This is a genomic window from Mesorhizobium sp. WSM4848 (assembly GCF_055811375.1).
Map to the genome: position 1 here is coordinate 73,732 of NZ_JBVVPX010000026.1, position 17,900 is coordinate 91,631.

General features: G+C 61.7%; 18 protein-coding genes. 10 read left to right on the forward strand and 8 right to left on the reverse strand.

Annotated elements, in window-relative coordinates; all coding sequences use genetic code 11:
* Positions 1–552 precede the first annotated feature (552 nt).
* Entirely contained in the window at positions 553–1,875 is a 1,323-nt protein-coding gene (locus AC0L16_RS22225; RefSeq protein ID WP_473623283.1) for an NAD(P)/FAD-dependent oxidoreductase, read from the reverse strand.
* Between the two features lie 705 nt (positions 1,876–2,580).
* Here AC0L16_RS22225 and AC0L16_RS22230 point away from each other — a divergent pair.
* Positions 2,581–2,826 (forward strand): hypothetical protein, encoded by a 246-nt coding sequence (locus AC0L16_RS22230; protein ID WP_473623285.1) that lies wholly within the window; start codon positions 2,581–2,583, stop codon positions 2,824–2,826.
* 16 nt (positions 2,827–2,842) lie between these two features.
* Positions 2,843–3,058, forward strand: a complete 216-nt coding sequence (locus AC0L16_RS22235) for a hypothetical protein (protein ID WP_473623286.1) — start codon at positions 2,843–2,845, stop codon at positions 3,056–3,058.
* A 123-nt stretch (positions 3,059–3,181) separates the two neighbouring features.
* On the opposite strand, the gene AC0L16_RS22240 is transcribed toward AC0L16_RS22235, so the two are convergent.
* Positions 3,182–3,871, reverse strand: coding sequence for a phosphoribosyltransferase (locus tag AC0L16_RS22240; RefSeq protein WP_473623287.1), 690 nt, complete (start codon positions 3,869–3,871; stop codon positions 3,182–3,184).
* A gap of 294 nt (positions 3,872–4,165) precedes the next feature.
* Here AC0L16_RS22240 and ku (AC0L16_RS22245) point away from each other — a divergent pair, with 294 nt between their 5' ends.
* Positions 4,166–4,969, forward strand: coding sequence for a non-homologous end joining protein Ku (gene ku / locus AC0L16_RS22245; protein WP_473623288.1), 804 nt, complete (start codon positions 4,166–4,168; stop codon positions 4,967–4,969).
* A 41-nt stretch (positions 4,970–5,010) separates the two neighbouring features.
* On the forward strand, positions 5,011–6,051 hold the full coding sequence (locus tag AC0L16_RS22250) for an ATP-dependent DNA ligase (protein ID WP_473623289.1): 1,041 nt from the start codon (positions 5,011–5,013) through the stop codon (positions 6,049–6,051).
* A gap of 32 nt (positions 6,052–6,083) precedes the next feature.
* Here AC0L16_RS22250 and ligD read toward each other — a convergent pair whose 3' ends face one another.
* Together ligD and ku (AC0L16_RS22260) are read right to left on the reverse strand one after the other, a co-directional pair.
* On the reverse strand, positions 6,084–8,633 hold the full coding sequence (gene ligD, locus AC0L16_RS22255; protein WP_473623290.1) for a DNA ligase D: 2,550 nt from the start codon (positions 8,631–8,633) through the stop codon (positions 6,084–6,086).
* A gap of 3 nt (positions 8,634–8,636) precedes the next feature.
* On the reverse strand, positions 8,637–9,506 hold the full coding sequence (ku, locus tag AC0L16_RS22260; RefSeq protein ID WP_473623292.1) for a non-homologous end joining protein Ku: 870 nt from the start codon (positions 9,504–9,506) through the stop codon (positions 8,637–8,639).
* A 176-nt stretch (positions 9,507–9,682) separates the two neighbouring features.
* Between ku (AC0L16_RS22260) and AC0L16_RS22265 the strand changes: the two genes are divergently transcribed.
* On the forward strand, positions 9,683–9,910 hold the full coding sequence (locus tag AC0L16_RS22265) for a hypothetical protein (protein ID WP_473623293.1): 228 nt from the start codon (positions 9,683–9,685) through the stop codon (positions 9,908–9,910).
* Between the two features lie 60 nt (positions 9,911–9,970).
* Here the strand turns inward: AC0L16_RS22265 and AC0L16_RS22270 are convergent, their stop codons facing one another.
* The gene (locus tag AC0L16_RS22270) at positions 9,971–10,186 is read right to left on the reverse strand and encodes a KTSC domain-containing protein (protein WP_473623323.1); all 216 of its coding nucleotides are present in this window, start codon (positions 10,184–10,186) and stop codon (positions 9,971–9,973) included.
* A gap of 153 nt (positions 10,187–10,339) precedes the next feature.
* Here AC0L16_RS22270 and AC0L16_RS22275 point away from each other — a divergent pair, with 153 nt between their 5' ends.
* The 3 genes from AC0L16_RS22275 (at position 10,340) to AC0L16_RS22285 (ending at position 12,864) form a co-directional block, all read left to right on the forward strand.
* A complete protein-coding gene (locus tag AC0L16_RS22275; RefSeq protein WP_473623294.1) occupies positions 10,340–10,987 on the forward strand; it encodes an alpha-ketoglutarate-dependent dioxygenase AlkB in 648 nt (215 codons plus the stop codon).
* Positions 10,984–11,421, forward strand: coding sequence for a GFA family protein (locus tag AC0L16_RS22280; protein ID WP_473623296.1), 438 nt, complete (start codon positions 10,984–10,986; stop codon positions 11,419–11,421). The genes AC0L16_RS22275 and AC0L16_RS22280 overlap by 4 nt, the downstream gene beginning before the upstream one ends.
* 168 nt (positions 11,422–11,589) lie before the next feature.
* A complete protein-coding gene (locus AC0L16_RS22285) occupies positions 11,590–12,864 on the forward strand; it encodes a DUF763 domain-containing protein (RefSeq protein ID WP_473623297.1) in 1,275 nt (424 codons plus the stop codon).
* A 41-nt stretch (positions 12,865–12,905) separates the two neighbouring features.
* Here AC0L16_RS22285 and AC0L16_RS22290 read toward each other — a convergent pair whose 3' ends face one another.
* The gene (locus AC0L16_RS22290; RefSeq protein WP_473623298.1) at positions 12,906–13,349 is read right to left on the reverse strand and encodes a PPC domain-containing DNA-binding protein; all 444 of its coding nucleotides are present in this window, start codon (positions 13,347–13,349) and stop codon (positions 12,906–12,908) included.
* Positions 13,350–13,578: 229 nt separating this feature from the next.
* Between AC0L16_RS22290 and AC0L16_RS22295 the strand changes: the two genes are divergently transcribed.
* Together AC0L16_RS22295 and AC0L16_RS22300 are read left to right on the forward strand one after the other, a co-directional pair.
* A complete protein-coding gene (locus AC0L16_RS22295) occupies positions 13,579–14,367 on the forward strand; it encodes a TIGR02587 family membrane protein (protein WP_473623325.1) in 789 nt (262 codons plus the stop codon).
* Complete coding sequence (locus AC0L16_RS22300) at positions 14,364–14,804, forward strand: TIGR02588 family protein (protein WP_473623300.1); 441 nt, start codon at positions 14,364–14,366, stop codon at positions 14,802–14,804. Before AC0L16_RS22295 ends, AC0L16_RS22300 begins: the two co-directional genes overlap by 4 nt.
* Before the next feature lie 165 nt (positions 14,805–14,969).
* Here AC0L16_RS22300 and AC0L16_RS22305 read toward each other — a convergent pair whose 3' ends face one another.
* Together AC0L16_RS22305 and AC0L16_RS22310 are read right to left on the reverse strand one after the other, a co-directional pair.
* Entirely contained in the window at positions 14,970–16,682 is a 1,713-nt protein-coding gene (locus AC0L16_RS22305) for an HAD family hydrolase (protein ID WP_473623301.1), read from the reverse strand.
* An 88-nt stretch (positions 16,683–16,770) separates the two neighbouring features.
* Positions 16,771–17,742 carry an SDR family oxidoreductase gene (locus AC0L16_RS22310; protein WP_473623302.1) on the reverse strand — a complete coding sequence of 324 codons (972 nt, stop codon included), beginning with the start codon at positions 17,740–17,742 and terminating at the stop codon, positions 16,771–16,773.
* Between the last annotated feature and the right edge of the window lie 158 nt (positions 17,743–17,900).

Consider the following 17,900-nt stretch of genomic DNA (forward strand, 5'->3'; position numbering starts at 1 on the left):
AGGCCAGGACAACCGGGAGAAGCAGGGCGAGGGCGCTTGTAAGAAGCGGCACCGAGATTGACGCCTCCGGCGTGGACGAGGTGCGGGGCCGCTCCGCCTGTGGAAGAGCTGGGTGAGATAAAGCCGTGCGTGCCCCGCGCAGGGGGCGAGCACCCACAGGTTGGTTAAGACGTTGTCGACGACACCCCAGCGCCGTAGAAACCGGTCCCCCGCATGATGCCGTAGTGCAGGGCCACGGCGTTGAAGTTTGCGCTGCCACGTGTGTAGGTTGCGGCAAACATCCCGGCCGCTGGCGCGGCGTATGGGCCGAGCAATTCGCCTTACCGGCAGAAGCAGAAAACGCTAGAATGAACTCCTGCGACGGTTCCAACTGCGCCAAAGACGAGCGCGATGAGCGCGGCGCTCTCCCGAGCGGATTCTGGTGCAACTCCTACCACGTTGCGCTCATGCACCCGGAGACTTGACTGCGAGGGAACGTGGGGATTCCGCTCACCCGTCTGCTGACACTTTGACTTCGCTTGGTGCGCGTCAGGCCTGACTTCCGGCTGATCTTCAGATAGCGGCGATGTCCAGCTTCGAGCCGTCGACCAGACGCGACAGGCGGAACGGTGTAGGATCGACGCAAGGCGTGTCGTTTACGACAAGCTCTGCGGCCAGATAGCCAAGCCCCGGGCCCAAACCGAAGCCGTGGCCCGAGCAGCCCGCCGCGAGGACGAGGCCTTTCACCCCGTCCACCTGCGACACCACAGGCACTGCGTCCGGCGTGCAATCGACGAAGCCGCCCCAGGCACTATCGATCTCTATATCGCCGAGTTGGGGGAAGGTCTTCCGGACACTCTCCACCACTTGGCTTACCAGCCATTTTAAGGGTGGAGGATCCAGCACCCGATTCTGTTCGAAGATCCGATCGTCGCTGGTCAGCAGCGCCGGCATTGAATCCGGCCCCGAAAGGAACGATTGGCCGATGCCGAGCCTGACGTTCTTCAGGCGACGCAAGAATTGCGGCATGAATTCCCCGCTATACCGGATAGCCTGGGGCGTGATTTCGAGGTTCGCCTTGCCGCTGATCGCAAGCGTATAGCTGCCGTCCAGTCGGCGCGTGATCGTGCAGTAGGGTGTGGAGACCGCCTCGCCTATGTTGATTGTCGGGGTGGAACGCAGCGCGGTCTGCCGGATGCTCGCTTGGGGGAAACTGATCCCGAGCGGCCTAAGGAGGCGCGAGGACCAGGCGCCAGCGGCGCACAGCACCGCGCTGGTTCTGATGTAGCCCTTCTCCGTGTGCACGCCCGCAATCTTGCCATTGGCCAAGTCGAGCGCCCGCGCGGCGCATTCCTGGTGGATGGTGGCGCCCAGAGCTCTGGCCCCATCGGCGATAGCCGGCGCGGCGAGCGCAGGTTCGGCCTTACCATCCCGGTCCGAATAGGTCCCGCCGACCCATTTGTCGCGCGCTTCGGGGACGCGCTCGGCCACCTCCGCCCGGCTCAGCATGCGGGTGTCGACCTCGTACTCCCTGGCGACCTCGCGCCACCTTTCCCAGCCGGCGAGCACAGCCTCGTCGTGAGTGGCATAGACGAGACCGCAGCGTCGAAATCCAAGGTCCCGATTGATATCGCGCGTCAGCTCGTCCCACAGTCGCATGGAGATCACCGAGAGCGGCAGTTCGCGCCGATCGCGGTTCTGCTGGCGGCACCAACCCCAGTTTCGGCTCGATTGTTCACAGGCGACGTGGCCCTTCTCGAGCAGAGCCACAGAGAGGCCACGCTTCGCCAGGAAATAGGCGGCCGTAGAGCCGAGGATGCCGCCGCCGACGATGACGACGTCGACCTCGGCCGGGAGACGCTCATCGCTGTGAATGCGTTCGACTCGGGGCGACATGTTCCAACCAACCTCGGCTGCCAAGAATGCGGAAGCAAAGTTCCGATCAGCCCTTCATCGCATCGTACGCTCGAAAGAATGTGCCGAAATCATCTAGGACTTCGCCAGATGTGCGGGTTTTTGATCCCTTGATCGATACGAGCTGCTCAAGCCCGACCGAGTTCCAGTTCGGCGCAGGGCGGCGTAACCTGCTCGCGAGTCCGTTGGATCGTGCTTGAGGGTCTTGAGCCCGCGAGCGAAGTTGTAGGCGGCAACGAAGTCGGCGAGGTCTTACCTGAGCTGATCGTGGCTCTCGTAGTAGAAGCGTTTGACCGTGGCGTCCTTTATCGTGCGGTCCATCCTCTTGCAGCTTTACGCGCTCGCTGCGGCGGGGCGTCAGACGTGGACATAGGCGATCAGTCGCCGAACGACGGAGATGCCCTGATGTTCCATCGGAACACCGCGAGGCGAAAGACTGACGGATCATGGCAGATGCGGATGAGCAGCCCGGAGCAGATGAGCGAATAGACGGTTTATTCGGCCGCTATCTCGGAACGATCCCGCCGCCCTGCCATTATCGCCATAAGGACAAGGCTCAGATCATGGTGGCCCACGATTGGTCCGCTTCGGCAAGGACCGTGGCCACCTGCAATCACCGGAAGTCGACGATTTGTCGCCAGCGATCTGGGCCTCAAAATCGAACGCAAGGCAGCTTGGAGGAAACCAATGGCTGGACGCAGAACCCATGAACAGCAATTGCGCATCATTGAAAAGCGGGAGAACACGAAGGGCGCCGGCAAGGATTTCGACGCAGAGGCTGACCTGAAGCGATCAGCAGCGGAACGTGAAGCACTGCGCAAGGGATCGGAAATCAGGTCCAAGACTTCCGACCTCGTTGACCCTGACGATCGCAACATCCTTCGCGGAGAAAATCAGGAGAGCGTTCATCACAAGAACCGTCCCGACGACTAAGAATTGGAGCAAGCCTATGGCACAAGGGAGCAAGAAGCACATCGGAGCGGGTGCACGGGGAAAAGGTTCCGGTGCAGGCGCCATGACCACCACCCCAAAGGACAAGCTCGAGGAAAACAAAGTCCTGTCCAACCGCGACAAGGCCGAGCATACGAGGGAACGCGGTCTGGATTCCAAGCAGATCGCAACTGAGCAGCGTCAGGATCACGCTGCCAATCGCTTGCGCGACTGAAGGGCTCGCCCGCCGTTGGGCGCGGTCTGGCCGGTAGAGAAAGATATATCGCCGCGCTCGACGATCTGCATTCGTCGGGTCCTTGCCAGCCATGGCGTGCCCTATCGGCTGTCGGCGAACGGGCTAGCCAGCAGATCGCATCGACGATTTGCTCTCAAACTGCTCTGCCTCTCGCAGCAGGCGGATCACCTCCGCGTCGGTGGTCTGTTCGAAATCCTCATAATACCGGCCCACAGCAACAAACGGCTCGGGCGTAGCGAGACACACCACTTCGTCCACATCGGCTTTGATCAGGTCGAGTGTGTCCCGGGGTGCGACCGGGACGGCCAACAGGACATGCGCCGCGCGATCCTTCCTTAGCGCCTTGAGCGCCACTCTGACCGTGCCTCCGGTCGCAATGCCGTCATCGACGACGATGACGGTCCGGCCCAGGACCGAAGCCGCAGGCCGGCTGCCGAAATAGAGGTTTCTGCGGCGTTCGATTTCGAGCAGTTGCCGCCGCTTCTCTGCTTCGACGTATTCGTCTGACGGCCGGACCAAAGCCATCGCCTCCTCGTTGAGGACGAGCTGCGGATTTTCCCCGTCGACGACAGCGCCGATGCCATATTCGGAATGGCCCGGCGCGCCGATCTTGCGCACAAGCAGCACGTCGAGCCGGGCACGGAGTGCCTTCGCCACCTCGAAGCCAACCGGCACGCCGCCGCGCGGCAGCGCCAGCACCAGTGGATCGGTTGCCGCGAACCTGGTCAAAGCGGCGGCAAGCTGGCGCCCCGCATCCGTTCGATCTTTGAATCTCAAGGCGTCAAAGCGCATGGTCTTCATCCTTTTGACCTGGCATCGCGCTGCTCAGGCCCGGATTGTCGAAAACACCCAGGCCGGTCGCACGACGAAAATTCCTGCTGGCGAAACGACGATCGGAGGCAATTGTTTCGTCTCACCTTGGTAAAAATTTGCCGAACCATGCGATTGGCCCCCGGTTTTGCTGCTGCCCGAAGTGCCACTCAGGCAAAGGGCTTATGCCATGGGCCAAGCGCGCGAAAAAATCGCTGCTGGAACAATCGATCGCCCTGCTGCGTTCGACTGTTTTACTCCTGCCGGGGGTGCTCGATGGCGCCACGTCCTTTCTGGAAAGGCTATCTGAAGCTTTCGCTGGTGACCTGTCCGGTCGCGATGACGCCCGCTACCACCGAGAGCGAGAAGGTCCGGTTCCACACGCTCAATCGCAAGAGCGGGCATCGGGTTGTCAGCCAATATGTCGATGCCGTCAGCGGCAAGCCGGTTGCTGAAGACGACGAGGTGAAGGGGTACCAGCGCGGCGAGGACGAATACGTCCTGCTCGAGGACGACGAGATCGACGCGGTCGCGCTCGAGAGCACGCGTACCATCGACATCGACATGTTTGTCGATGCCGACAGCATCGGCTGGATCTGGTACGACAAGCCGCACTATCTCACCCCTGACGACCCGGTGGGGGAGGAGGCATTCTCGGTCATTCGCGACGCGATGCAATCGACGGGGACGGTCGGAATATCGCGACTGGTCATGTACCGCCGCGAACGCGCCGTCATGCTTGAACCACGAGGCAAGGGCATCGTGCTGTGGACTCTGCGCTATGGCGACGAGGTTCGCGATCCCGAGGATTATTTCGGCAAGATCGATGATGTCAAACCCGACCCGAAACTGATGGATATGATCTCGACCCTTATCGATGAGCGAACCAGGCAGTGGGATCCCGCCATGACTGGAGATCCCGTCCAGGCGCGGCTGCTGGAGATCATTGCCTCGAAGAAGAAGGGCAAGAAGGGTCCGGCCAAGGCGAAGGCCAAGGCCGAGCAACCGGCCAGCAACGTGATCAACATCATGGATGCGCTGCGCAAGAGCATCGGCTCGGAGGCCGGAAAGCGGAAATAAGCGCCTGGGAGCAGGCTGGGCTGGGGGACAAAGGCAGCACAATGAAGGTCATACCCCGCGATCCTGCTTTCGACAGCACCCGCCGATCCAGCGATTTCCTCCTGCCGCTCGATACGCCTCCGATGGAGGCAAAGGCGGCCGATGCGATTCCCGAAGGAGACGGATGGCAATACGAACGCAAATGGGATGGTTTTCGCTGCCTGGCATTCCGGCAGGATGATGCGGTGGAGTTGCGCGCAAAGTCAGGCAAGCCGCTCGGACGCTATTTTCCCGAACTCGTCGCGACATTGAAGGAACTACCGTCGCGCCGTTTTGTCGTCGACGGTGAAATCGTCATCTCGGTCGACGGCAAGTTTTCGTTCGACGCGCTCCAGATGCGGCTTCATCCCGCCGAGAGCAGGATCCGCAAGCTGTCCGCCGAAACCCCGGCTCGCATCGTCCTGTTCGACATGCTCTGCGATGAGCACGGAACCGTCTGGTTGGCGCGGACCCTGAAAAAACGGCGAGCGATCCTTGAGGCTTTCGTCGCTTCGGCAAACCGCAGGAACATCGTGCTTTCGCACTGTACGCGCGATGTGAAGGAAGCCCGCTCCTGGTTAGGGGATGCCGGACATGGGGCGACAGACGGCGTGGTCGCCAAGCGGCTGGACGGTCCGTACCAACCGGGGGTGCGCGCGATGGTGAAGGTAAAGCGGTTGCGGTCGGCCGATTGCGTGGTCGGCGGCTTTCGCTATCTCAGCAACAGTCCGCAGGTCGGTTCATTGTTGCTGGGTCTGTACAACGAGGCCGGCAAGCTCGATCACGTCGGTTTCACCTCGACGATTGCCAAGGAGGACAGGGCCGAGCTTACCCGCAAACTCGAAGCCATGCGCGAGCCACCCGGCTTTACCGGAAAGGCGCCGGGCGGACCGAGCCGCTGGAGCACCGAGCGCAGCAGCGAATGGGAGCCGGTCCGGCCCGAACTGGTGGTCGAAGTACGCTTCGATCACGTCACCGGCGACCGTTTCCGGCACGGCACCAAGTTCCTGCGCTGGCGGCCGGACAAGGCACCTGAGCAATGCAGGTTCGAGCAGATCGCCTGATTATTCCGATGCATGCACTCGCAGTGCCGTCCTCAAGCCGCTTTCTTGCGCCGGTTTGCACGGTCTTCGATTGGCGCTGCGGCCGCGCGGAAATCCTGCCAGGGGTCCGACGCGAGCGAGGCAAGCCGGGTCGGCGTGTTCTCGACGGTAAAATAGGCCGGTCCGATGCCGGGGCCGAGCTCGTCCCAGGCAAGCGGCATCGACACCGCCGCACCCGGTCGTGCTCTTGTCGAATAGGGTGCGACCGCGGTCGCACCACGCTGGTTGCGCAGATAATCGACAAGGATTTTGCCGCGCCGTTTCGATTTGGTGATGGTCGAGACATAGCGGCCGGGACTGTCGGCGGCCATCGAGTCGGCAATCGCCTTGGTGAAGGCTTTTACACCAGGCCATTCGGCTTTCGGCTTCAACGGCGCCACGACGTGCAGACCCTTGCCGCCGGAGGTCTTGATGAAGGGGACAAGCCCCGCATCCTTCAGCCGGTCGCCGGTCTCGACGGCGGCTTCGATCACCGCCTCCCAGCTCACGCTTTCGCCGGGGTCGAGATCCATGATGATCGTGTCCGGACGCTCCCAATTGCTCACCGTCGAGCCCCAGGGGTGGATCTCCAGCGCCGCCGACTGGACGAGACCGATCAGCCCGTCGAGATCGTTGATGCTGATCAGCCGCTCGTCGGGCGGATCCTTGGGATCGTGGACCAGCACGATGTTGGGGTTGAGCCCCTTCCAGGCATGCTTCTGGAAGAACTGTTCGCCCGAAATCCCGTTGGGGCATCGCACCAGCGCCAGCGCCCGGCCGACGATGTAGGGCGACGCATGGTGCCAGACCTCGGCATAATAGTCGGCGAGGCCTTCCTTGGTCACGCCCTCATCCGGCCAGTAAAGGCGGTCGGGATGGGTGAGCTTGACGGTCCGGCGCTGAGGTTGGGGCGCTGCCTTGCTCGTCTTCGGCGTCTCGCGGACGATCTCCTTCGCCGGCTTGTCTTCGCGCAATCCGCGGAACGAGGCGTGGCGCAGATTGCCGTCGGCGGTCCACGCCCGGAACTCGACTTCGGCGACGAGTTCCGGCCTGACATAGCGGACTTGCCGAGCCTCGTCGGCGCTCAGCCGTTTTTCGAACGGGCTTGACGGAACGCGTAACCGCTCGAGCTTCTTGAAAAGGCTCTCGGCGACCGCCGCCGTGTAGCCGGTGCCGACGCGCCCGACATGATGGAGCTTGCCGTGGTCATAGACACCCAGGACAAGCGAACCGATCGCCTTGCGCGAGGTCGTCGAGGGGACATAGCCGGCCACGACAAATTCCTGCCGCGCCGAGCATTTCGACTTCACCCAGTTCTTGCTGCGGCCAGAGCGGTAAGGCGCATCGCGAAGCTTGGAGACAAGGCCTTCCAGGCTCAGCCGACAGGCATGTCGCAGCACCAGGGCGCCATCCTCCTCAAAATGGCCGCTGTAGCTGATGATGCCGCTGTCACTGCCGATGATCTTTTCCAACAATTCCTTGCGCTTGATCAGCGCAACCTCACGCAGATCGTAGCCGTCGAGATGAAGCAGGTCGAAGACGAAGAAGCGAAAGCGATCACTGCGGCCCTCGCTGAGATCGGCTTGCAGCGCGGAAAAATCCGATGCGCCGGCGGACGTCTCGACCACGAGCTCACCGTCGATCAGCGCCGTCCCGACCGGGATATCGGCCAGCGCCGAAACGACCGCTTTTCCGAATTTTTTCGTCCAGTCGAGACCGCTTCGCGTCAACAGTTTGACGCGGCCGGCTTCGATCCTGGCCTGCAGCCGGTAGCCGTCGAATTTGATCTCGTGCAGCCAGCGCTCGCCCGACGGCGCTGACGAGACCAGGGTGGCCAGCGTCGGCTCGACGAAATCGGGAAGCGCCGCCTTCTTGGCGCCCTTGACCTTTGACGGTTCGGGAACGGTTACGGTGGCAGGCTGCTCGTCCGGTGGAGATGGCGTCACGCGGCGGCCGCGGCGCTTGCGAATGCGCCCTGTCTTGGACGACCAGCCGGGCTCTTCGCCGGCGACGTCCTCGATCTTGCGGCCGGTCGCGACGGATTCCGGCCGCTCGTCCAGAATGTCGGGATCACCTTCGGTGCGCGCGGCGTCATCGTCCCCTTTGATCAGCAGCCAGTTCTCGCGCTTCTCCCGCGGCTTTCCGGCCATCCGCACAAGATGCCAGCGGCCGCCAAGCTTCTCGCCGTGAAGTTCGAAATCGAGATGGCCTTTCGCATAGCCGCGATGCGCGTCGCCGATCGGCGTCCAGGTGCCTCTGTCCCAAAGGAGGACGGTGCCGCCGCCATACTCGCCCTTCGGGATTGTGCCTTCGAAGTCGCCATATTCCAAAGGATGGTCCTCGACATGGACGGCAAGGCGCTTCTCGCCGGGGATCAGGCTCGGCCCTTTTGTGACGGCCCAGCTCTTCAGGACGCCGTCCATTTCGAGACGAAAATCATAATGGAGCCGGGTGGCATCGTGCTTCTGTATGACGAAGCTGTTGCCGGTCCCCGGCGCCCCGCGGCCCTGCGGCTCCGGGGTAACGGAAAAATTGCGCTTCTTGCGGTAGGTCTCGAGCGCCATCGGTCAGCCGGCCTTCCGACGCGGCGCTGCCTGCTTCGCCTTGGCATGGCGCGCCGGCTTTGACTTTGCCGCGGGCTTTCTTGTCGAGGGCTGCTTGCCGCCAACGCCGGCACTCTGGCGCAGCGCATCCATAAGATCGACGACCTTCTCCCGCTTGGCCGGCTTCGGAACGGCGATCTTCTTGCCTTCGAGCTTTGCCTTCACAAGCTCGGCGAGCGCCGCCTCATAGCGGTCGTCGAATTTGGTCGGATCGAATTTGCCTTTCTTGGTCTTGATGATGTGTTCGGCCAGTTCGAGCATCTCGCCCTCGATCTTCAAGTCGGGGATGTTGTCGAAAGCCTCCTCCGCTGAGCGCACCTCGTAGTCGAAATTCAGCGTCGTTGCGACCAGGCCTTCGTCATAGGCGCGGATGAGCAGGGTCCGGACGCGCCGGAACAGCACGGTCTGGGCGATCGCGGCAACCTTCTTCCTGCGCATGCCTTCGCGGATCAGCCCAAACGCTTCCTCCGCGTGTTTGTCCGACGGGGCCAGGTAATACGGCTTGTCGAAATACACATCGTCGACATCGGAACAGCCGATGAAGGCCGAGACCGACAGCGTCTTGTCGCTCTCGGGAACAGCGGCTGCGACCTCATCGGGTTCGAGCACGACGTACTCACCCGAGCCGATCTCAAAGCCTTTGACCTGGTCGTCCTTCTCGACCGGCTTGCCGCTTTCGCTGTCGACGAAGGCGCGATGCACCCTATGCCCGGTGGCGCGGTTTACCGTGTGGAAGGCGATCCGCTCTGAGGTTGAGGCAGCCGTATAGAGCGCCACCGGGCAGCTGAGTTCTCCGATTTTCAGAAAACCCTTCCAATTTGCTCTCGGTGCCAAGACGATAGCCTCACTGTCACAAGCATTGCACAGGAAATGCAACGTGGCGGCGCCGAGATTTGTTCCTTTGGCGCCTGCGCGGCGATGATCAGAAGGGCCTGGGCCAGCAGACAAGCCATTCCGCTGCAACCAAATTCACCAACCGTCGTTGTCGAGCAGCAAGGGAGCGGTTGGCCATGACGGGATTATCATTGACGAGACTGTCGTTTTTGTCGGCGCTGGTGGCGACTCTGGCTCTGGCGGGTTGCAGCAACGAGGCCGAGCCGACACAGGGCAGCACCAGCAGCACGGAGCCGACCCAGAGCAACACCAACACCGTCGACCAAAATCCCGAAATCGACAAGGACCCGACGCCGAAGACCACCACGGGCGGCGATCAACCCCGAACGCCGCCGGCGCAATGAGGGATCGGCCGGCCGACCGGATACTCCCGGATGCATGACGCGCGACAAGGGCAAAAGATCTCACCCCGACTGGCTCTGCTCGACCAGATGATAGCTATACCGGTCTCGAATGAAAGCGTTGAAGAACCGGCCTTTTGACGAGGCGTTGCGGAATGCGGCGTAGGTCTGCGGCGGCACGTTGTGGTAATCGTAGCGATTTCCGCTTGGGACAAACCATACGGAGAGGGTCCTCGTCGCCAGATCGTAATTCATACGTTGAATAGCAGCTGAGGGCATTTCCCAACACTCGGCCCCAACACTCGCCGCGTCTGGACAATAACCCACCCCGGCAAGCCAGGTTCCGTCTCGCCCGAGATGGGGGCGATGATCCGGCCGGCTCGTCGCCTCCAAGGCCTTGCCGCCGCCGGCCGGCTTCACCAATTAGGGCTGATGCCATCGCTCAAAACCAGGCAGCCGCAATTCGCCGGGCAAGGCGACCTGTTTCTCGCGCCCGACTTTCACGCACGTGGCGACCTGCCGGAAGGATTTCGCTACCAGCCGGAGCTGATCACGGCGGAGGAAGAGGCCGAACTGGTGCGGCAGCTCGAAAGTCTCGCCTTCCAGCCTTTCGACTTTCATGGCCATCTCGCAAACCGGCGCGTCGTCGGTTTTGGCCTGCGCTACGATTTTGAGCAACGCAAGGTCGTCGAGGCGTCGGCGATCCCTGCTTTTCTGATGCCGCTCAGGGACAAGGTGGCGGCATTTGCGCGGCTGCCCGCCGATACTTTCGTGCAGGTCTTGATCAACGAGTACCGGCCCGGCGCGGGTATCGGCTGGCATCGCGACAAGCCGCATTTCGATGCCGTGGCCGGCATTTCGCTTCTTGCCCCGTGCGGCTTTCGGCTCCGCCGGAAGAACGGCGCGAGATGGGCTCGCCAGACCGTCACGCTCGAGCCAAGGTCGGCTTACCTGATGACGGGCCCGGCGCGCATCGAATGGCAGCACAGCATCCCGCCGGTTGCCGCGCACCGCTATTCGATCACCCTGCGGACCCTGAACCCGCAACGGTCGCCTCGATCAGAAGCGATAGTTCGATGACCAGAATCGAGACCGGCTCCTGTTTTTGCGGTTCGATAAGTGCTGAGATGCACGGCGACCCGTTCTGGATCTGCTCTGATCACGATGACGATTGTCGCAAGGCGATAGGCAGCCCACTGACCGTCTGGGTCGGCTATCGACCGACACAATTCAGATTGCTCACCGGCGCGCCAAAAAAATTCTCAAGGACCCGAGGCGTGCTCCGCACCTTCTGCGCCGATTGCGGGACATCCATAGCCTACCTCGACCAGGGGCTTCCCGAGGAACTTTATCTGACGATCGGCTTCTTCGACCACCCCGAGCGCTTTGCGCCGCAGGCCCATGCCTATTGGGACATGAAGCTGCCGTGGGTGGAATTTGGCGACGATCTGCCGCGTGTGGGAAGATATTCAAGGCGGCGAGATCCCGCAGCCGGAAATCCGGCCGACCGGTAACCGGCATAACGCCACCAATGGGTCGATCTGTGATACCTTGCAAACGCCAAGGCCGGCAATGGAATTCGGATCGGGCATCGGCAACTTGAAACAGTATGGTCGCTTCTTCACGCTGCTTTCAGTACCTATCTGTTGAGCAGGGCATAGAACGGCAACAGGCAGCAAGATTTGGCACAACGATCGGGAAGCGCAGACCTTCCACTTCATGGCGGACGCGTGCCGAAATGGCTGGGCGACCGGATGACGCGCCTTGGCGCGGTCATGTGTGAGGCGATCATTCACCACTACGGTCGCGAGGAGCTGCTGCGTCGGCTGGCGCATCCGTTCTGGTTCCAGTCGTTTGGCGCCGTCATGGGAATGGACTGGCATTCCTCCGGCATCACGACCAGCGTCATCGGTGCCCTCAAACGTGGTTTGGCTCCGCTCTCCGGCGAGCTCGGCATTCACGTGTGCGGCGGCCGCGGCGCGCATTCGCGCAAGACCCCGCACGAGCTTGCCGCCATCGGCGAACGCGTCGGCTTCGACGGAACTGACCTGGCAAAGGCCAGCCGGCTTGTCGCCAAGGTTGACAGCGCCGCCGTCCAGGACGGCTTCGACCTTTATCTGCATGGCTTTATCGTCACCGATGACGGCGACTGGGTCGTGGTGCAGCAGGGCATGAACGGCGACAGCAAGGTGGCGCGCCGCTATCACTGGCTGTCCGAAGGCCTGAAGAGTTTCGTCGACCAACCGCATGCCGCCATCGAAGGCGCCAACCAGGGCGAGATCGTCAACCTGACCGACCGCCGTGCCGACGCCTCGCGCAAGGGACAGTTGGATCTCCTGCAGGATCTCGGACCGGATCGCATTCTGAGGGAGTTCGCCGCGCTCGAACGTGACGTGGCTGCCGCACCGGAGCCCGACCAGCCAATGCTGCCGCACCTGGTCATGCCGGCGCACAACGACGTTCGCGAAAGCGATGTCGTCATGCGCCGTCTTCATGGCAACATGGCAGCGGCTGCCGAGCGTGGCCCCGCCGATTTCTCAGAACTTCTCCTGGTCCCCGGCGTCGGCGCGCGCACGGTGCGGGCGCTGGCGCTGGTTGCCGAGGTTCTGCACGGCGCGCCATGCCGGTTTTCCGATCCCGGGCGCTTCTCGCTGGCACATGGCGGCAAGGACAGGCATCCATTCCCCGTGCCGCTGAAAGTCTATGACGAGACGATCGGCGTCCTGAAGTCGGCCGTCCACAAGGCCAGGCTCGGTCGCGACGAAGAAATCGGCGCCTTGAAGCGGCTCGACGACCAGTCGCGGCAGGTCGAACGCTATGTCACCGGCCCGAGCCTGAAGGAAATCGTCGCCGGAGAGTTCGATCAGTCGCATCTGCTCGGCGGCCGCAGCGTGTTCGGCTGGGAGACCGCACCCGAGGCGCCCGCGGATGCTAAACAAATCAAACAAAAGCGATGATCGGACCGGACGCAGTTCAGCGGACCTGGCCTGATCCGTGTTCAGGCATCCAGATCGATCAAGGCGATGCCGAGTTCCGGGCGTTTTCTGCGGCGCAGATGACCAGGCGTTTCCACCAATGTGACTTCGAGTGTCGGCCGAACAATGCCATCGAGCAGATGTCCGCCCTTCGTGCTGCCGTCGCGCAATCCGAGCACCGCATGGACGTGAAGGCTGGGCTTGCCGTCGTCGCCGATCGCAACGTCGCCGATCGCGCTGAGCACCTCGCACTGTTCCAGCACCGGGATTTTCCGATAAGTTTTTTCCTCGATGTCGAACCAGCCGACAGTCGCCTTTTCGAAGGCGCCGAGCGCGGTCAGCGAGGCGCCGCCAATTTCGTTATCGACAGCGAAAGATGTGAGCGCCGCGAACGCTTCCTCGCCGGGATCAAGCACCACCACGAACGTCCTTTGTCCGGCGCTTTCGGCGACGAGCTGCGATTTCATGATTTCACTCCAGACGCTGTGTCGGCTTTGAATTGTCATTCGATCGAGAGTTTGAACGGAAAGCTGGCTGGCGAGTTCCCATAGCGCCGTTCGACTGTGGAGAAGTTGCAGTGGCCCGGAACAAAGATCGCGCAGGAAGCATTGTTCCCCTCAGGCTATCTCCAGGGGAGCGGACGTGGCGTCAACCGATATCACCGTCAGGCATGCGCCAACGCCGCGTGAGTTCTGGATTGGCCTTGGGCGTGCTTTTGCCGGAGCGTTGATCTTCGCCGTGCCGGTGCTGATGACCATGGAAGCTTGGGCGCTGGGCTTTCACCTTCACCCACTGCGGCTCGCCCTGCTGCTCGCTGTCACTTTGCCAATGCTGGTGCTGCTGCACAAGTATGGAGGCTTTCGCCAGACGGTGGCGCTGCGCGACCGCATCGCCGATGCCTTTGTGGCCATATTTGTGGCCGCTGTGGCGGCTGCTGCGGTGTTTTTCATTTTCGGCATCGTGACCGTCGAAATGCCGCTAAGGGAAGTGATTGGCAAAATTGCGGTGCAAATTGTCCCAGGCAGTCTCGGAGCATCTTTGGCGCGCGCTCAGCTCGGCACGAATTTGTTGGAGGAGGAGGACATTCCCGAGCCCGGCTACACCGGAGAGCTGTTCCTGATGGTGGTCGGAGCGCTGTTTCTTTCGGTGAACATCGCACCGACGGAAGAGGTCGTCCTCATCGCTTACAAGATGCAGCCCTGGCAGGAAATCGCCCTGGTGGTGGTCACCCTCGCTCTCATGCACGCCTTCGTCTACGAGTTCGAATTCCGCGGCTCGCACAGTCCCGAGCCAGGCGCTGGATTCGTCAGCATCTTCTTTCGCTATGCGATCGTCGGCTATGTCCTGGTGATGGTTGTGAACCTTTATATCTTGTGGACCTTCGGCAGGACTGATGGCGCCGGCTTTTCGGAGACACTCAGTGCAGTCGTGGTTCTGTCGTTTCCTGGCGCGCTTGGAGCGGCGGTTGCGAGGCTCATTCTGTGACAAGGAACCCCGCAAAAGGCGACAAGCAACAGAGGTCCGACAACAAAGCAAAGACACGCCAACCCGGCACTTCGGTCACGGAGTGGGTCGTGGCGGGGATAAGCTCCATAGTCCTGCTTGCCGTGCTCGGTTATCTTGTCGTCGATGGCTTGAGCACGCGCGATGGGACCGCCCGGATCGTTGTGCTGCCGCTTGGCGTCGCGGTCACCGAGGGCAGCTACGTGGTCGAGTTCGCCGCTGCAAACAGGGCGGGGAAATCAGTTGCTGCTGTCGAGATCAAAGGTGAGCTCCGCAATGGCGATGAGGTCGTCGAGGAGAGCAGCGCTACGCTCGACTATGTCCCGCAGAATTCCCAACGGAAGGGCGCGTTGATCTTTCGTCGCGATCCCGAGGCCTATGACCTGCGGCTCTTTGCCAGTGGATACAGTGAACCCTGACCAATCGGAAACGCCACGGATGAGATGGAACTCGGCGTGGATAACGCGGTCAACCCGGCCACTGCTTCGTCCTGCTGTAAAAGCGACATGGCTGCAGCAGAACCAACATGGCCGGTGTCTCCGGGAATGATGTGCATGGGCGATCCTTTTAGCCCCTATTCCACCCTATTCCTCCGGGGCGGTGGCAGGAGCCGTATAACGGCGACGCACCGCATCCAGAACGTGCTTGCGGCTTTCCTGCGCCGAGAGCTTTTCGTCCTTTTCCGCCTCGGCGGTCTCGCGCGCCAGATCCTTGTCCCTGATCTGTCGGCGAAACCATTCGGAATAGTCGCCGGCGCGCAGGTGATGCTCCCAGGTTCTGTCGTCGATGCCCTCGGCAATCTGAGCGAAGATCATCAGGTTGTGGGCCCGGAGGTTCATCGCGTTGTCGGGACCTCTGAAATAGAAGCTGCCGGCCTCGTCGAGTTGACCTTCTGCATATTTGCGGCTGTGACGCTTGAGCGACTGGCGCGGCTCGATCGCTTGGACCATGGCAATTTTCTTGCGGGCTTGCGGCCGCCAGAACAGCACGCGCTCGCCTTCTGGCGAGGGAATATCCTTTGGCGGCTTCGTGTCTGTCTCCTGACAAAAGGCCTTGATGACATTCTTGGCCTTGGGACCGAGCGCAATGACGGCAGTGACCAGACGCAGGGCGTCGGTCGAGATCGCTTCCGGATGAACGGTGATCAGGATAGTGCCCGGCAATTCCAACGACAGGACGGCGCGCGTGTCGTCGCGCTTCTTGGGCAGAAGATGATGCGCCTCGTCGATGACCAGCCAATGTGGCCTCGCCGTACGGTAGCGGAAATTGCCAAGGCCGGGCAGCAGCTCGGCAAAGAAGTCTGGTCGCTCATTGACCCGCAACGCCAGCCCGTTGACGACCACATTGGTGTCGGGCTTTTCGATCAGGTCGAGCACTTGTGCCTTTGTCGGTTCGCTTGAGCCATCGCCTACCCTGACGGCGCCTTCGAGGCCATCATAGTCGCCTTCCGGATCGAAAACGCAGAATTGAAATCCGTTCTCGACGAAGCGTTCCGTCAGCGCGGTGGCCAAGGTGGATTTGCCGATGCCGGAGCTTCCGGCGATCAGAACCGTGTCGGTCGGCGTCAGATAGACCTCGTCGCCGCCGACCGAACCGAGAAGGATGCCGTCACGGGCTTTTCGGACAAATTCCCGATCACGCTTTACCAGCTTTTCGATCAGTTCCTCGACGCCCTTTCCACGCGCGCCGCGCGTTACAAGATCCGCTGTCTCCTTGACCGCCGCAAGGGCGTTCTCGACAGCGACGCTGCAGCCGCAGGCCCGCAGGAACGCATGATCGTTTTCAGCATCGCCAATACCCACCACATTGTGTGGCGACAGCTTGAGGTCATCAAGTGCGGCTGCCAGCCCGGCTGCCTTGTTGATGCCGGTGGGCAGCACCATCACCGCGCCCTTGTTGAAGATGATTTCCAGCTCCAGCCCAAGTTCCCTGATGACCTCAAGAACTGTTGCCTGGTGTGGTTCCCAGGTCGCAACGATCGACCGTCCGACTGAAAGCGGCTTGACGCCGCGTTTCTTCAACCTGGCGACAAATGTCGGCGCCGGTGCCGGTGAGATCGCACGCTCTTCCTCGCTGGCCGGCGTGTAGATCAACGCCCCATTTTCGGCGACGACCTTGTCGAACACGCCGAGCTCGGGAAAAACCTGCTTGAGGTCGGGCAGTTCGCGGCCAGTGACGAGGATGAGCTTGCGGCCAGTTTTCTTGAACCGTTCGATGGCTGCAAGCGTCTTTTCAGCGACGATCCCGTCGTGCGCCAGCGTGCCGTCATAGTCCGTCGCCAAGGCAATGAAATACATCTGTCGACCATTTCATATCTGAGATCGCCGCTACCACCGTCACAGGCGAGAGGTCCACGATAATCGAGGCAGGGCGGGCGACAAGTTCTCAGTAGCCGCCGATGATCGGCAATATCTCGCCGGTGATGTAACTTGAACAATGCGGCGAGGCGAGGAACACGTAGGCGGGCGCGATCTCCTCCGGTTGCGCCGGCCGTTTCATCGGCGTGTCTGCACCAAATTTCGAAACGTCGCCGGCTTGCTTGTCCGACGGGTTGAGCGGCGTCCACACCGGGCCCGGCGCCACGCAGTTCACCCGAATTCCCTTTTCGATGAGGTTGCCGGACAATGCGCGCGTGAAGGCATGAATGCCGCCCTTGGTCATCGAATAATCGACCAGCTGCTTCGAGCCCTCGATGCCGGTTATGGAGCCGCTGTTGATGATCGCCGAACCAGGCTTCATATGCGGAACGGCCTCCTGCGCCATGTGGAAATAGCCGTAGAGGTTGGTCTTCAGCGTCGTGTCGAAATGCTCCTCGGTCAGTTCGCTGAAGTCGCTGGAATGGACCTGGAAAGCGGCGTTGTTGACCAGCACGTCGATCCGGCCAAATTCCTTCACCACCTCAGCCACAGCATTGTGGCAGTGGTCGCGTTCGCTGACGTCGGCCTTGACCAGCATGCAGCGCCGGCCCTCGGCTTCGACGGCCCGCTTCGTTTTTTCAGCGTCCTTATCCTCGCACAGATAGACGATGGCCACATCGGCGCCTTCGCGTGCATAGAGCACGGCCACGGCTCGGCCGATGCCGGAATCGCCGCCGGTGATGACGGCCACTTTGCCATCCAGCTTTTTTGATCCGATGTAGAAGGGCGCGTCGTAAAGCGGCGCCGGCTCTATCGCCCATTCATGCCCCGGCTTCGGCTGGTGCTGCTTGGGAAAGGGCGGCTCGGGATATTTGCGTGCTCCGGCCTGCATGGCGCCTTGTTGCTTGCCGTTGCCCTTCGCTTTGTCCTTGGCGTCGATGCCGCGCTGGATGTGGCGTTGCTTGGCGGCCTCGCCGGCGATTTCCGATTTCATCTGCATGGCTGTCTCCTTGGCTTGGACAACGAACAACGCATGTCCGGCGAAAAAGTTTACGCGACGGCGTGATTCCTTCGGCAGCAAATCCAAACGCCAGGAAATCGACGGCGCGTGCTGCCCAGCTGGCAACGAATGACGCGGCCGGACGTTTGAGATTCTTG

Bases quoted from the DNA above. Each gene is read 5' to 3' on its own strand.
- AC0L16_RS22310 (WP_473623302.1), bottom strand. From the start codon at position 17,742: ATGCAGATGAAATCGGAAATCGCCGGCGAGGCCGCCAAGCAACGCCAC.
- AC0L16_RS22250 (WP_473623289.1), top strand. From the start codon at position 5,011: ATGAAGGTCATACCCCGCGATCCTGCTTTCGACAGCACCCGCCGATCC.
- AC0L16_RS22265 (WP_473623293.1), top strand. From the start codon at position 9,683: ATGACGGGATTATCATTGACGAGACTGTCGTTTTTGTCGGCGCTGGTG.
- AC0L16_RS22225 (WP_473623283.1), bottom strand. From the start codon at position 1,875: ATGTCGCCCCGAGTCGAACGCATTCACAGCGATGAGCGTCTCCCGGCC.
- AC0L16_RS22290 (WP_473623298.1), bottom strand. From the start codon at position 13,349: ATGAAATCGCAGCTCGTCGCCGAAAGCGCCGGACAAAGGACGTTCGTG.
- AC0L16_RS22230 (WP_473623285.1), top strand. From the start codon at position 2,581: ATGGCTGGACGCAGAACCCATGAACAGCAATTGCGCATCATTGAAAAG.
- AC0L16_RS22280 (WP_473623296.1), top strand. From the start codon at position 10,984: ATGACCAGAATCGAGACCGGCTCCTGTTTTTGCGGTTCGATAAGTGCT.
- AC0L16_RS22270 (WP_473623323.1), bottom strand. From the start codon at position 10,186: ATGCCCTCAGCTGCTATTCAACGTATGAATTACGATCTGGCGACGAGG.
- ligD (WP_473623290.1), bottom strand. From the start codon at position 8,633: ATGGCGCTCGAGACCTACCGCAAGAAGCGCAATTTTTCCGTTACCCCG.
- AC0L16_RS22275 (WP_473623294.1), top strand. From the start codon at position 10,340: ATGCCATCGCTCAAAACCAGGCAGCCGCAATTCGCCGGGCAAGGCGAC.
- AC0L16_RS22240 (WP_473623287.1), bottom strand. From the start codon at position 3,871: ATGCGCTTTGACGCCTTGAGATTCAAAGATCGAACGGATGCGGGGCGC.
- AC0L16_RS22305 (WP_473623301.1), bottom strand. From the start codon at position 16,682: ATGTATTTCATTGCCTTGGCGACGGACTATGACGGCACGCTGGCGCAC.
- AC0L16_RS22235 (WP_473623286.1), top strand. From the start codon at position 2,843: ATGGCACAAGGGAGCAAGAAGCACATCGGAGCGGGTGCACGGGGAAAA.
- ku (WP_473623288.1), top strand. From the start codon at position 4,166: ATGGCGCCACGTCCTTTCTGGAAAGGCTATCTGAAGCTTTCGCTGGTG.